We start from the raw sequence: 12,676 nt of genomic DNA on the forward strand, positions 1-12,676 counted from the left end.
ATAATGTTGCGAGTCGGTCACAACATCTAAAAGTCGCAATTAGAATGGCTAATATGCCGGGTGATGACGCGATCCTGTGTCGCTTTGACGACACCTCGTCAAACCGCCGCCAGTCGCGCCATCGCGTGGCTCGCGGCGATCACGCAAACGCAGCCGGCCAGCGCCACCCACGGCCACCAGCCGGCGCGGCGTTCGCCATCATGGACTTCAACCCCTTCGCCCGGAAAGCGCCCCTTGTCCTGGACGTAGTGGCGGAACAGGAAGACCGGCACGATCAGCAGGCTCGCAATCAACCCGTTGCGCAAGGTCCCGGGGCCCCACACGTCGGCACCGGCCCCCAGAAACGCCATGTTGACGAAACCGAACGCCGCACCCAGCACCAGCAGCCAAGTCGGGCAGCGGAATGGCCGATCGAGGTTCGGACGGTCGATCCGGTGAATCCACCCCGCCTGCAGGTTGAGGAAGTTGAACAGCAGGTAGCAGACGTTGGAAATCATCAGCACCGCGAAATAGTCCGAAGCCAGCAGCAGCACGAGATTGAAGCCAAGATCGGTCCACATCGCCGCGGTCGGCGCCCCGTGGCCGTTGACCCGCGACAGGTAGCGCGGCAGCCAGCCATCGACCGAGGCTTGGTAAAGCGTCCGCGATGAACCCATCATCGATGTCATCACGATCAGCAGCAGCGCCAGGATCAGCGTGGCGACGAACACGTTGGTCACGATCACCCCGCCCCCCACGATATGCGCCAGCGCCAGCGCCACGCCCGAGCCATCATAGATGCGCGGATCGAGCAGCCCGTCGAGACCGAGCGAGGCCTGGAACGCCAGCGGCACGAGCGTGAAGATCACGATGCACAGCAGCCCCGAGGCGACGATCGCGCGCGGGGTATCACGCGCCGGATTGCGGAATTCGCGCGTGTAGCAGACCGCGGTCTCGAAGCCGTACGTCGACCAGGCCGCGCCGAACATCGCGCCCATGAGCAGCGTCAGCCCGAACGCGTCCCACGTGCCGAAATGGGCATGGCCGGCGGCATCGCGGACCAGTGGCAGCAGCGGGAACAGGTGGTTGGTCGGCAGATCGCCTGTCAGCAGCGGCACCAGCCCGACCAGGATCAGCGGCGCCAGGCAGACCACTCCGATCAGCTTCTGCGCATAGGCTGCACGCGCCGCGCCGTGATGCTGGAGCGCGAACGTGACCAGCAGGAACCCCGCCGCGATGATCGAGACGACATTGATCCGCAAGGTCAGCCCGGTGCGGATGAAGCCGAGGTCCATCAGCGGGATCTGCCAGTGATTGATCGCGGCGTCGGGCGCGAACAGGCTGGCCATGACATAGCCCGCGCCAAGGCTCGTTCCCAGTGTCAGCACCGGCGACCACGCCAGCCAGTTGCACCACACCGAAATCGGCGCGACGAACTTGCTATAAGGCAGCCACGCAGCCGCGCCATAGACCGAGGCGCCGCCCGACTTGTGCGGATAGAGCCCGGCGATCTCGGCATAGACGAACGACTGCATGAACCCCATCAGGATCGATGCGATCCACACCACCCAGCTCGGCTGGCCGATCACCGAGGCGATGCCGCCCATCGTCAGCAACACGCCCGCCGGCACCCCGCTCGACGCCCAGAACGCGCCCTTCCAGTCGAGCGTGCGGTGCAGCGTTGCTTCACCTCGGGCGGGTTGCGTCATGTCGGCGCGCCGATCGATTACGAACGCCCAGCAGCCACTGCCAGCGGTTCATCGAGAACGCGCCCAAGCCGGCCGCGCAGCGCGAACATCAGGGCAGCGCCCAGCGCGGCGATGCCGGCATCCATCGTCCAGAAGGTCGCCGGGCTCATCTGGTCGTAGAAGCTGCCGACCCATCCGGCCATGGTGTGCGCGATGAACGGCGACAGGAACGCCGCACCCATCATCGCGCCCGTGACCGATCGCGGCGCCGATTTGCTCACCAGCGCCAGCAGCGTTGGCCAGTAGTACATCCACGCCAGCCCCATCGCCAAAAACCCACCGAGCGCCCAAGCCACGGCAACCCTGCCCGGCGCAGGGGCCAGCGCGCTGCCCGCCGCAAGCACCAGCGCCGCAAGGCTGATCAGCACCATCCCGATGGCGATCTTGCCCAAGCTGTTCGGCTCGCTTCCGCGCCCCGCCTGCCACCGCCACAGCACGAGCAGAACCGGCGCCGCCAGGATGCTGCCGAACGAATCGACCGAATTGAACCAGCTCGCCGGAACGGTGCCCAAGGCACTGGCCAGGTTGACCTGCTGATCGACCCAGATGATCCCCAGGCTCCACACCATCGGATAGGCGATTTCAGCCGGGATGGTCAGCGCTATCACCGCGAACAGCACCCATATCCGCCGGCGTTCGGCCGCGGTGAGCGCAGCGCGGCGCTCGCGGCGTTCACCCAGCGGTCGGCTGGGCGGAAGATAGCGCTGCCCGAACAGGTAGGTCACGAGCGCCACCAGCATCAGGACTGCCGCCACACCGAACCCGGTGTGCCAGCCATAGATCGCGGCCACGGTTCCGGTCACCAGCGGTCCGGCGACGGCACCGATGTTGATCCCGGTCGAAAAGATCGTGAACCCGCGAGAACGCAGCGATTCGGCTTCTGCGGGATAGAGTGAGCCGACTTGCGCCGAAATATTGCCCTTGAGGCAGCCCGAACCCAGGATCAGCAGCAACAGCGCAACCAGGAAGCTGAAATCGAACGACATCGCCAGATGCCCCGCGCCCATCAGCAGCGCGCCCAGGATCACGGTGCGATTGGCCCCCAGCACCCGATCGGCGATCCAGCCGCCCGCGATCGGCGTGAAATAGACCAGCCCCGAATACCAACCGTAAATCATCGCGGCAAAGGCCAGGTTCGTCATCGGCGCGCGCGCTTCGAACAAGTGGCGCAGGCTTAGCAGCCCGGCAACGTGCTCTGCATGACCTGGCAACAACAACTGCTTGACCATGTAGAGCGCGAGCAGCGAGGTCATCCCGTAGAATGAAAACCGTTCCCAAAGCTCTGTAAAGGCGAGAAAATATAACGCTTTAGGATGCCCGCCGAGTGTTGCGGATGGCTGGTTCTGTTCGGTCATCCGCGCGATCGTAGGCGATCCGCTGCTGCTGGCAAGTGGGTCATCCCCTGGTCTGGCGTGCCCCATGTTTGTCCGGTGATGACAGGAAAAAGGGCGGCAACCTCTCGGCGCCGCCCTGATTATCCCAAACCATTGGAAAGAATGGTGCGCCCGGAACGATTCGAACGTCCGACCCTCAGATTCGTAGTCTGATGCTCTATCCAGCTGAGCTACGGGCGCTTGGGAGAGGCGCACATAGGAGGCGATTTCAGGCTTGGCAAGTCACATCGTGAGCCCAAGTGCATTGCGCGCCAGATCGATGTCGAGCGGGGGCATCGCAAGGCCGGCAAAGTCCTGCGGCGCCACCCACGCAATTGCCTCGGCATCGAGGCAGCGAGGCTCGCCCGACCATTCACGGCATTGATAAAGCAACAAGAGGATCGGCCGAGCGGCGGTGCCGTCCGAAGCAGCAAAGCCCAAAGGCGTCAGCGTCGATTCGCCAAGAACCACGCCAAGCTCTTCGTAAATTTCGCGCACAAGCGCGGATTGCGGATGTTCGCCCGGCTCGATCTTGCCCCCGGGAAATTCCCAAAGCCCTGCGTGATCGGTGCCTTTTCGCCGCATCTGCAAAAGGATGCGTCCGGCCGCGTCGGTCAGCGCCGCTGCAACCACGATCAGTGGCCGTTTCGTACGGTCCTTCCACCCATCGGTTTTTACAGATTCGTTAACGACAGTAGGTTTATTCGATGGCATGAAACAGGATCCAGGAAACGCGATGTACCGGTTTTGGCAAAAATTGCTGCGCGATTCCACCGGCGCATCGGCCATGGAATATGGCCTCATCATCGCGATGATCGCGCTCGGCATGTCGCTCGCGCTCGCCCGGGTCGGCAATGGCATGCAGAGCCTTTATTTGACCGTCAACAACACGACCACGAACGCTTTAACCAGCCCTTAGTAATTTGCCCATAAATCGATGATTGTCCGCCGACGATCTGTCGCCGGGGGGCCGGGAAAGAAGACGACTGCCAACCAATTCAGGAGACTACCCATGAAGTTTTTCCGTGACCTGCTCAGCGACAACGAAGGCGCCACTGCAATCGAGTACGGCCTGATTGCCGCTCTCATCGCGGTTGCCGCGATCACCGCAATGGGTTCGCTCGGCAACTCGCTGACCAACACCTTCAACACCGTTTCGGGCAAGATGAACACCGCGAACACCACCGCGTCTGCTTAATCTACCCGCGCTTTTCGAAGCGCAAGAATTGGGCGGGGACCTTGGTCCCCGCCCTTTTTTGTTTAAGAAAAGCCAAGGGTTTCTTTGGGGCGCCCCAGACTCGACCGAGCCCCGCCCCCGATCAAGCCCCGCCCCCGATCAAGCCCCGATTGCGAGAAACCGTTCGGCGCGCAGCTTGCGCAGGGTTTCGGGCGATTTGGCCGACAAAGTCTCGAGTTCTTCGCTGAGCACTTGCGCCAGCGATGCCGCCGCAGCCGCAGGATCGCGGTGCGCTCCGCCCATCGGTTCGGGCACGATCCGATCGATCACACCAAGCCCCAACAAATCCTGCGCCGTGACTTTCATCGCTTCGGCCGCTTCAGCGGCCTTGTCCGAGGTGCGCCACAGGATCGAGGCGCAGCCTTCGGGCGAAATCACCGCATAGACCGCGTGTTCCAGCATCAGTACGCGTTCGGCGCTGGCCAGCGCCACCGCGCCGCCCGAACCGCCCTCGCCCACGATCACCGCCACCATCGGCACCGGCAGGCCCAGGCACGTTTCGGTCGACCGCGCGATCGCTTCGGCCTGGCCGCGTTCCTCGGCCTCGACGCCCGGAAACGCGCCCGACGTATCGACCAGCGTCACCACGGGAAGGCCGAATCGCCCGGCCAGGTCCATCAGGCGCACGGCCTTGCGATAGCCTTCGGGCTTGCCCATGCCGAAGTTGTGGCGCAGGCGGCTTTGCGTGTCGTTGCCCTTTTCATGGCCGATCACCATCACCCGCCGCCCGAACAGCTTCGCCGGGCCGCCGATGATCGCCTGATCTTCTCCGAACGCACGATCCCCGCCCAGCGGCATGAAATCGGTGAACATGCGGGCGATGTAGTCATGGAAGTGCGGCCGCGACGGATGCCGTGCCACTTGCGTCTTTTGCCAGGGCGTCAGCGCCCGGTAAGTCTGCGTCAGCAGTTCGGCGGACTTGGCCTGGAGCTTGGCGATTTCGCCGCTCAGGTCCAGGTCTCCGGCTTGCGCTGTGGCGCGCAACTCGGCGATGCGCGCTTCGAGCGCGGCTACGGGCTTTTCGAATTCAAGATAGGAAATCATCGGCGTTGCGCTAAGCCGCGCTGCTTGCGGGGTCAATGGCCGACCCTCGGGTGTGTGTGCCGGCCAACGGATGCCTGGCATTCACCAGCGCGACCAGCCGCGCCGAGTCGACATGCGTGTAGATCTGCGTGGTGGCGATGTCGGCGTGGCCGAGCAGCATCTGAAGCACGCGCAAATCCGCCCCCCCCTCCAGCAGATGCGTGGCAAAGGCATGGCGCAACACGTGCGGGCTGACTTTGGCGGGATCGAGCCCTGCGCGCAACGCCAGCTCGCGCAACAACTGGAACAACCGCACCCGGCTGAGGTGCGTTGTCGATTTCGTGCCGACACGCGCCGGAAACACATGCTTGCCGCCGCCTGGACGCACCGCCAGCCATGCGGTCAGCGCGTGGCGCGCGCGCGTGCTGACAGGCACCAGCCGCTGCTGGCCGCCCTTGCCAACGATTGTCAGGAACGGCGCATCGCGCGGGACGGCATTGAGCGGAAGCGAAACCAGTTCGGTGGCGCGCAAGCCCGAACCATACAGCAGTTCGAGCAGCGCCAGCATCCGCGCGCCGGTCGGCCCCAGCGTTTCCGCCTCGGTTTCGGCCTGTGCCAGCAGCAACCCCACTTCGCGGTGATCGAGCAAGCGCGGCAAAGGCCGCCGCGTCTGCGGGCGTGGCAGCGCGGGCGAAGGGTCGTCGTCGCGCAGCCCCTCCTCGACCAGAAAACCGTAGAATTGCCGCAGCGCCGAACATTTGCGCGCCAGGCTCGATGGCGCCAGCCCCGACCACGTATCAGCCAGCGAGGCGAGCGCAGCACGATCGGCCGAAGCGAGATCACCGATCGCTTCGCGCGCGCCGGCCAGATCGCGTGTGTAGGCCATCAGCGTATTGGCCGCTGCGCCACGTTCAGCCGCCAGCATGTCAAGGAACGCCGCTTCCGGCGGTTCTCCTGCCCGAGCAATCACACGCGCGAAACCGCCTCGGCCGCGATCATCCGCGCTTCGGAATCGAGCCCTACGCGGTGCAGCGCACCGACGATGTGAAACAAATGAACCGGCGTCATCTTGCCCCAGCCGGCACCTTGCATGCCAAAGCCGGCGAGCAAGGCCACCAATGTCTGGTTGCCCGAGGCAGCAGCGGCATCGATCGCATCGGTCCAGCGGTTGCGGCGCCCCATGTTGACCGACAGCTTCCCGGCAAAGCTGGTCGCCTCCGAACCGGTCACGCGGTCCAGCCCCATCAGCCCTGCCAGCAGGAATTTCGAGCGCAGAACTTCAGCGCTCTGGTCCTTGCCGTAATACGTCGAGAGTGCATCGCCGATGCCGTTTCCGCTCCAGTTCGGTGCGGCCAGCGCAAGCGTGCCCCAGGCCTGTGATCCGCGCGCAACGTGCCCGGCCCATTGCATCGCGTTGGCATCGAGCCCCGCGCTCAGCATCGCACCGATCAGCCCGGCGGCATCATCCGCCATGGCATCAGTAGGCTGGATGCGTGCGGCGGCATAAGCGGTGAGCACGTGGCGCGACCACGCGCGTTCGGCATCGGTATCATCACCCCACAGCGTCTTGATCGCCGCCAACCGATCCGCCGGAGCTGCGCCGGTGTAAGCGGTGCGCAGCGTGGTTGCGAGCTTGGTCCACTGGTCCTTGGGATCACCCTCGGCCAGGATCTGCCCGTAAAGATCGACCATCGCCGATGCCGACAGCACGCCCCGCGCGCCGGCCCGATCGGCCGCAGCCGCGCGCGTGGCCAGCGGCAACATCGGCGCGCGCGCTTCGAACAGACGGAACAGCCCGGAGTTGGCCCCGCCGGTCTTGTCGACCAGTTCGGCCGGCGGTTCCAGCCCCGAGGCCAGCGAAAAGCCGAACCGCCACGGGGTCATGGTATCGACCTTGTCCCACTCGATCTTCACCGCGCGCCGCTTGACCGCCACCGCGCCGGCAAATTTCTGTGCCAGCAGCGAATCGATCCGGCCCGAACCATCATCGCTTTTTACCCGGTCGAGCCGCCCCATCGCATTGGCGTCGCTGTGGGTAAACGCCGCGCAGATCGCGTGAGTCATGTCCCATTGCCAGCCGGTCCGCTCGGCCGCGGTCAATTGCGCGATCGGGCACAAGCCCACCGGATCGGCCGTGGCGAGGAAGCTGTTCATCGCCGCGTCTTCAAGACCGGGGGTGTAATTGGCGTTGTCGACCTGGCTGACCATCAGCCGCGCTGCGTCAGCCTCACCCATCCGCAGCAGCACTTGCGCGCGGTATGCTGCCCAGTCCGCTCCGTTCATGCCCACCGGTGTCGCCAGCCGGCTGACCAGCGCGCGGCGCATCAGGATCTGGCCCCAGCGCGAAACCAGCGGGCCCTTGAACCGGGTCAGCAGCGCCGAGACGTAATCGCCACCAAGGTTGCGTGTAGACTGCGCCGAAAATCCGCCATCGGCCTGGTCGAGTGCGCCCACCAGCGCAAGGCTGCGGCTGTCGGCCGGCGGGATATCGTACTTCGGACGCGAGGCCTGTTCGAGCTGCTTGATCAGGCCAGGATCGATGGAATTGAGCAGTTCCTCATCGCTCAAGCCACCCGCAGCGGCTCCGGCCGCCGTCAGGCCTGGCGCTGCTGGGCCCTGCGTTCTTGGTCCCGCAGCACCGCCCGCAGCCGACGGTAAGACACCGCCGCCTTGTGACTTGGTTGTATCACTTGCCGGGGAACCTTCCTTCTGGCGCGCAGCCGGGGCTGGCTCAACCGGAGCGTCGAAACCCGGAGGCAGCAACGATTCGGGCGATTTCTGCGCGATCACCGCGCCAGAAACACCCGCCAGCGCCAGCGCCAGCAGCCACTTTCGCCGCCCGGCCAGAAGCGTAACCCTGCTCATGCGCCCAGAGATCCTGTAAATATGCGATCCCGTAAACATGCGATCCCGTACCCAGTTGCCACTGCGCCAAACCCGCGGACGCTTGCGCTGCGCCCTAGCGCAATTATACGCGAGCCCGCAATGGAACTCGACACGCCCACGCTGACCGCCGCCGAGATTGGCCGGATCGCGCGCCGGATCGACCGGCCAGTGGTGCTGGTGGGCATGATGGGCACCGGCAAATCCACCGTCGGGCGCAAGCTGGCGAACATGCTGGGCTTGCCGTTCGTCGACGCCGACGACGAGATCGAGCGCGCCGCGCAGATGACCATCCCCGAAATCTTCGACACTTACGGCGAACCCTATTTCCGCGATGGCGAACGCCGGGTGATCGCGCGGCTGTTGGGGCGCAGCACGACGATGATACCGCAAATTCACCCAGGGCTCGGCGGCAAGATTGTGGCAACGGGCGGCGGCGCCTTCTGCGATGCAGCCACGCGCGCGCTGATCCTCGATGCCGGAATCGCGGTGTGGCTCGACAGCGATGTCGATACCTTGGTCGAACGCGTCGGGCGCAAGGGCAACCGCCCGCTGCTGCGCAACGGCAACCCGCGCGAGATTCTTGCCAGATTGCGAGAGGACCGCGCGCCCGCATATGCGCATGCCCCGCTCCACGTGACCAGCGCGCAGGCTCCGCACTTGCACACCGCGCTCTCCATTCTCAAGGCGATCGACGCATGGCTGTAAATTCCGGACCAGATTCCAGGATCGTAATCAACGTCGCGATCGCCAGCGCACCATACGAAGTGCGGATTGCGCCCGGTCTGCTGGCCCGTGCGGGTGAGGAATGCCGCCCGCTGCTGCGCAAGCCGACGATCGCGGTGGTGACCGACGAACGCGTGGCCGCGCACTGGCGCGCACCGGTTGCAGCTTCGTTCGAAAGGGTGGGTGTCGAGAGCCACTGGCTGATACTCCCGCCCGGCGAAGCGACCAAAAGTTGGGACATCCTGGCGCGCGTGACCGACTGGCTGCTGGCCGAGGGCATCGAGCGCAACGATCGCATCGTGGCGCTGGGCGGCGGCGTGATCGGCGACCTGACCGGGTTCGCCGCCGCCATCCTCAAGCGCGGCTGCGGCTTCATCCAGATGCCGACTACCTTGCTGGCCCAAGTCGATTCGAGCGTGGGCGGCAAGACCGCGATCAATACGCCTGCGGGCAAAAACCTGGTCGGCGCGTTCCACCAGCCCGCGCTGGTGCTGGCCGATCCACTGGCGCTCGACACGCTGCCATTGCGCGAAGTTCGCGCGGGCTATGCCGAAGTGGTAAAGTACGGCCTGATCGACGATCCCGCATTCTTCTCGTGGTGCGAGGCGAATGGCGCAAAACTGCTGGTGGGCGATGCCGAAGCCCGCGCCCATGCGGTAGCCACCAGCGTCGCCGCCAAGGCGCGCATCGTGGCAGAGGACGAGCGCGAAACCACCGGCACCCGTGCGCTGCTCAACTTGGGCCACACCTTCGGCCACGCGCTGGAGGCCGAAACCGGCTTTTCGGATCGGCTGCTGCATGGCGAGGCTGTGGCGCTCGGCATGGTGCTGGCCGCGCGCTATTCGGTGCGGCGCGGGTTGATGGCCGGCCAGGACGCAGGGCGCGTGGCGGCGCATATCGCTGCGGCGGGGTTGCCCGCGTCGCTATCAGCGCTGGGCCTCGCCTGCACCGGGCGCGAACTTGCCGATCACATGCTCCATGACAAGAAGATGGATGCGGGCACCCTGCGCTTCCTGTTGTTACGCGGCATCGGCGAGACATTTCTGGCAAAGGATGTGGCCATCGATGACGTTGCGGCATTTCTCGACGCAGAACTGGCGGGTTAGAAAAGCCGCGCTCCGTTTGCCACGGGCTGGTCGGGCGCGAACAGCACAACCCTCCCTTCCGCATCGGGAAAGCCCAAAGTCAGCACTTCGGACAGCGACTTGCCGATCTGACGCGGCGGAAAGTTGACCACCGCCGCCACTTGCCGGCCGATGAGGTCTTCGGGCCGGTACAGCGCGGCAATCTGCGCGCAGCTTTTTTTCACGCCGATTGCCGGGCCGAAATCAATCCGCAGCTTGAGGCTGGGATTGCGCGCCTCGGGATATTCCTCGGCCTCGATCACCGTGCCCACGCGGATATCGACGCTGAGGAACTGCCCGAAATCGATGGTATCCGCCGGCGGCGCGTCGGCTTCGGGCAGCTTGTGCATTATTCCAGCTCGAGAATGATCGCGTCGACCGCCAGGCTTTCACCCGCCGTTGCGTTGATCGTCTTGACTTTGGCCGACTTTTCGGCGCGCAGGATGTTCTCCATCTTCATCGCCTCGACCACCGCCAGCGGCTGTCCGGCCTCGACCGAGTCACCCACCTTGACGTGGAGCGCGACCAGCAACCCGGGCATCGGGCAGATCAGGTAGCGCGACATATCGGGCGGGATTTTGGCAATCATGTGCTTCGTCAGCGGCGCGACATGCGCGGGCAGTACGCGCACATCGTGGATCGCGCCGCGCGTGGTCAGCCGGAAACCGGTGCGGGTGGGCGCGACTTTGACCGCCAGCGTTTCGCCACCGATGTCCGCTGTCACCAACCGATCACCGGGCGTGTATTCCATCGCCAGGTCGATCGGCTCGTCATCGACCACGATCTCTTCCTCGGACAATGCAACGGTGTGTTCGGCCTCACCAATCCGCACCACCCATTCGCTCGGCGGATCAAGTTCGTCGCCCAATTGCCCATCCACTCGGCGCGCCCGGTCCGACCGTGCGGCGGCGAGGAACCCGGCGATTGCCGCCAGATTGCGCAACAACGCCGCAGAAGTCGCGGCGCCGTGGAAGCCTTCGGGGTATTCCTCGGCGATGAAGCCGGTGGTGAGGTTGCCCGAACGGAAGCGCGGGTGTTGCATGATTGCCGAGACGAAGTCGATGTTGTGGCCCAGCCCCTCGATCTCGAAGGCATCGAGCGCGGCAATCTGCTTGTCGGCCGCTTCGTCGCGGGTCTTGCCCCAGGTGACCAGCTTGGCGATCATCGGATCGTAGAACATCGACACTTCGCCGCCCTCGTAGACGCCATCGTCCACGCGGACTCCGCTTACGCCGCGACGGCCGTTTTCGGCGCCATCATCGGTCCAGCCCTCGACCGGCGGGCGATAGCGCGTCAGTCGCCCGGTGCTGGGCAGGAAGCCGCGATAGGGGTCTTCCGCATAGACGCGGTTCTCGATCGCCCAGCCGTCGATCCCGATGTCGGCCTGCGTCATCGCCAGCTTTTCGCCGTAAGCGACGCGGATCATCTGTTCGACCAGGTCGACGCCCGTGATCGCTTCGGTCACCGGGTGCTCGACCTGGAGCCGGGTGTTCATTTCGAGGAAGTAGAAGCTCTCGCCGCTCGGGTCCGCGCCGCTGACGATCAGTTCGACCGTACCCGCCGAATAGTAACCGACCGCCTGCGCCAAGGCGACGCACTGTTCGCCCATCGCCTTGCGCATCTTGGGGGTGACGAACGGCGATGGTGCTTCCTCGACCACTTTCTGGTGGCGGCGCTGGATCGAGCATTCGCGCTCGTTGAGGTAAAGGATGGTGCCGTGCTTGTCGCCCAGCACCTGGATTTCGATGTGACGCGGGTTGAGGATGAACTTTTCGATGAACACGCGGTCATCACCGAACGAGTTCAGCCCTTCGCGCTTGGTCGCCTCGAAGCCCTCGCGCACGTCCTGCTCGCTGTGCGCCAGCCGCATGCCCTTGCCGCCGCCGCCGGCGCTGGCCTTCATCATCACCGGATAGCCGATTTCGCCGGCGATGCGCACCGCGTGTTCGGTATCCTCGATCTCGCCGACGAAGCCGGGCACGACATTGACCCCGGCTTTCATCGCCAGCTTCTTCGATTCGATCTTGTCGCCCATCGCGGCGATGGCGTTGACCGGCGGCCCGATGAACTCGATCCCCTCGGCGGCAAGCGCCTCGGCAAACGAGGTGCGTTCGGACAGGAAACCATAGCCCGGATGGACCGCCTCGGCGCCGGTCTGCTTGTCGGCGGCGATGATCTTGTCGGCGATGAGATAGGACTGCGCCGCGGGCGACGGGCCGATATGCACCGCCTCGTCCGCCATCCGCACGAACGGCGCGCGGGCGTCAGCGTCCGAATAGACCGCGACCGTCTGGATGCCCATGCGCCGCGCCGTCTTGATAACCCGGCACGCGATTTCGCCACGGTTGGCGATGAGGATCTTTTTGAACACTATTTGCTCCAGCGTTTGCTCAGCTTTTCGGTGAGCCGATGTGTGCCAAGCGCCATGCCGACGATCCACACCAAGCCCATTAGGCCGAATGCAACCGGCGCTGCCGCCTTTGGCATCAGACTGGCGATGAAGCCCGTCAAATACAAAAAGGGAAGAAGCACTGCGAAGAAGAGCGCGAGACTAACCGCGCATTTTAGCAACAGGTATCGGCC

Annotated in this window: 13 protein-coding genes and 1 tRNA gene; 4 read left to right on the forward strand and 10 right to left on the reverse strand. The window is 64.8% G+C overall.

Going from position 1 to position 12,676, the window contains the following annotated elements; all coding sequences use genetic code 11:
• Nucleotides 1-98: 98 nt before the first annotated feature.
• The 4 genes from Q0R16_RS14425 to Q0R16_RS14440 all read right to left on the reverse strand — a co-directional run bounded on the left by Q0R16_RS14425 (nt 99) and on the right by Q0R16_RS14440 (nt 3,889).
• A complete protein-coding gene (locus Q0R16_RS14425) occupies nt 99-1,688 on the reverse strand; it encodes an APC family permease (protein WP_295637462.1) in 1,590 nt (529 codons plus the stop codon).
• A 17-nt stretch (nt 1,689-1,705) separates the two neighbouring features.
• Entirely contained in the window at nt 1,706-3,082 is a 1,377-nt protein-coding gene (locus tag Q0R16_RS14430) for a peptide MFS transporter (RefSeq protein WP_295637465.1), read from the reverse strand.
• Nucleotides 3,083-3,224: 142 nt separating this feature from the next.
• Nucleotides 3,225-3,301, reverse strand: a tRNA-Arg gene (locus tag Q0R16_RS14435).
• Nucleotides 3,302-3,343: 42 nt separating this feature from the next.
• A complete protein-coding gene (locus tag Q0R16_RS14440) occupies nt 3,344-3,889 on the reverse strand; it encodes a (deoxy)nucleoside triphosphate pyrophosphohydrolase (protein ID WP_366857748.1) in 546 nt (181 codons plus the stop codon).
• On the opposite strand from Q0R16_RS14440, the gene Q0R16_RS14445 reads away from it, so the two are divergent.
• Both Q0R16_RS14445 and Q0R16_RS14450 read left to right on the forward strand, forming a co-directional pair.
• Entirely contained in the window at nt 3,888-4,019 is a 132-nt protein-coding gene (locus Q0R16_RS14445; protein WP_295637468.1) for a hypothetical protein, read from the forward strand. The genes Q0R16_RS14440 and Q0R16_RS14445 overlap by 2 nt on opposite strands.
• Nucleotides 4,020-4,112: 93 nt before the next feature.
• Nucleotides 4,113-4,298: a Flp family type IVb pilin gene (locus Q0R16_RS14450; RefSeq protein ID WP_295637471.1), complete on the forward strand. Its 186-nt coding sequence runs from the start codon at nt 4,113-4,115 to the stop codon at nt 4,296-4,298.
• A 138-nt stretch (nt 4,299-4,436) separates the two neighbouring features.
• Here the strand turns inward: Q0R16_RS14450 and Q0R16_RS14455 are convergent, their stop codons facing one another.
• The 3 genes from Q0R16_RS14455 to Q0R16_RS14465 are packed head-to-tail and all read right to left on the reverse strand — an operon-like array spanning nt 4,437 to nt 8,225.
• The gene (locus Q0R16_RS14455) at nt 4,437-5,381 is read right to left on the reverse strand and encodes an acetyl-CoA carboxylase carboxyltransferase subunit alpha (protein WP_295637474.1); all 945 of its coding nucleotides are present in this window, start codon (nt 5,379-5,381) and stop codon (nt 4,437-4,439) included.
• 10 nt (nt 5,382-5,391) lie between these two features.
• Nucleotides 5,392-6,285, reverse strand: a complete 894-nt coding sequence (locus Q0R16_RS14460) for a tyrosine recombinase (protein ID WP_295637475.1) — start codon at nt 6,283-6,285, stop codon at nt 5,392-5,394.
• 41 nt (nt 6,286-6,326) lie between these two features.
• Nucleotides 6,327-8,225, reverse strand: a complete 1,899-nt coding sequence (locus Q0R16_RS14465) for a hypothetical protein (protein ID WP_295637478.1) — start codon at nt 8,223-8,225, stop codon at nt 6,327-6,329.
• Between the two features lie 120 nt (nt 8,226-8,345).
• Between Q0R16_RS14465 and Q0R16_RS14470 the strand changes: the two genes are divergently transcribed.
• Together Q0R16_RS14470 and aroB are read left to right on the forward strand one after the other, a co-directional pair.
• Complete coding sequence (locus Q0R16_RS14470) at nt 8,346-8,951, forward strand: shikimate kinase (RefSeq protein WP_295637480.1); 606 nt, start codon at nt 8,346-8,348, stop codon at nt 8,949-8,951.
• Nucleotides 8,942-10,075, forward strand: a complete 1,134-nt coding sequence (gene aroB / locus Q0R16_RS14475; RefSeq protein ID WP_295637483.1) for a 3-dehydroquinate synthase — start codon at nt 8,942-8,944, stop codon at nt 10,073-10,075. Before Q0R16_RS14470 ends, aroB begins: the two co-directional genes overlap by 10 nt.
• Here aroB and Q0R16_RS14480 read toward each other — a convergent pair.
• The 3 genes from Q0R16_RS14480 to Q0R16_RS14490 form a co-directional block, all read right to left on the reverse strand.
• Entirely contained in the window at nt 10,072-10,443 is a 372-nt protein-coding gene (locus Q0R16_RS14480) for a tRNA-binding protein (protein WP_295637486.1), read from the reverse strand. The two genes, aroB and Q0R16_RS14480, sit on opposite strands and share 4 nt — an antisense overlap.
• A complete protein-coding gene (locus Q0R16_RS14485) occupies nt 10,443-12,464 on the reverse strand; it encodes an acetyl/propionyl/methylcrotonyl-CoA carboxylase subunit alpha (protein ID WP_295637489.1) in 2,022 nt (673 codons plus the stop codon). Before Q0R16_RS14485 ends, Q0R16_RS14480 begins: the two co-directional genes overlap by 1 nt.
• On the reverse strand, nt 12,464-12,676 hold a 213-nt coding region (locus Q0R16_RS14490), incomplete at its 5' end, for a hypothetical protein (RefSeq protein WP_295637492.1). The genes Q0R16_RS14485 and Q0R16_RS14490, both read right to left, overlap by 1 nt.

It is taken from the genome of Novosphingobium sp., from assembly GCF_025351285.1.
Classification (GTDB): domain Bacteria; phylum Pseudomonadota; class Alphaproteobacteria; order Sphingomonadales; family Sphingomonadaceae; genus Novosphingobium.

What these genes read in the sequence shown, in the direction of transcription:
- Q0R16_RS14425 (WP_295637462.1), bottom strand. Translation starts at nt 1,688, where the DNA reads ATGACGCAACCCGCCCGAGGTGAAGCAACGCTGCACCGCACGCTCGAC.
- Q0R16_RS14430 (WP_295637465.1), bottom strand. Translation starts at nt 3,082, where the DNA reads ATGACCGAACAGAACCAGCCATCCGCAACACTCGGCGGGCATCCTAAA.
- Q0R16_RS14445 (WP_295637468.1), top strand. Translation starts at nt 3,888, where the DNA reads ATGGAATATGGCCTCATCATCGCGATGATCGCGCTCGGCATGTCGCTC.
- Q0R16_RS14440 (WP_366857748.1), bottom strand. Translation starts at nt 3,889, where the DNA reads ATGGCCGATGCGCCGGTGGAATCGCGCAGCAATTTTTGCCAAAACCGG.
- Q0R16_RS14450 (WP_295637471.1), top strand. Translation starts at nt 4,113, where the DNA reads ATGAAGTTTTTCCGTGACCTGCTCAGCGACAACGAAGGCGCCACTGCA.
- Q0R16_RS14455 (WP_295637474.1), bottom strand. Translation starts at nt 5,381, where the DNA reads ATGATTTCCTATCTTGAATTCGAAAAGCCCGTAGCCGCGCTCGAAGCG.
- Q0R16_RS14460 (WP_295637475.1), bottom strand. Translation starts at nt 6,285, where the DNA reads ATGCTGGCGGCTGAACGTGGCGCAGCGGCCAATACGCTGATGGCCTAC.
- Q0R16_RS14465 (WP_295637478.1), bottom strand. Translation starts at nt 8,225, where the DNA reads ATGAGCAGGGTTACGCTTCTGGCCGGGCGGCGAAAGTGGCTGCTGGCG.
- Q0R16_RS14470 (WP_295637480.1), top strand. Translation starts at nt 8,346, where the DNA reads ATGGAACTCGACACGCCCACGCTGACCGCCGCCGAGATTGGCCGGATC.
- aroB (WP_295637483.1), top strand. Translation starts at nt 8,942, where the DNA reads ATGGCTGTAAATTCCGGACCAGATTCCAGGATCGTAATCAACGTCGCG.
- Q0R16_RS14480 (WP_295637486.1), bottom strand. Translation starts at nt 10,443, where the DNA reads ATGCACAAGCTGCCCGAAGCCGACGCGCCGCCGGCGGATACCATCGAT.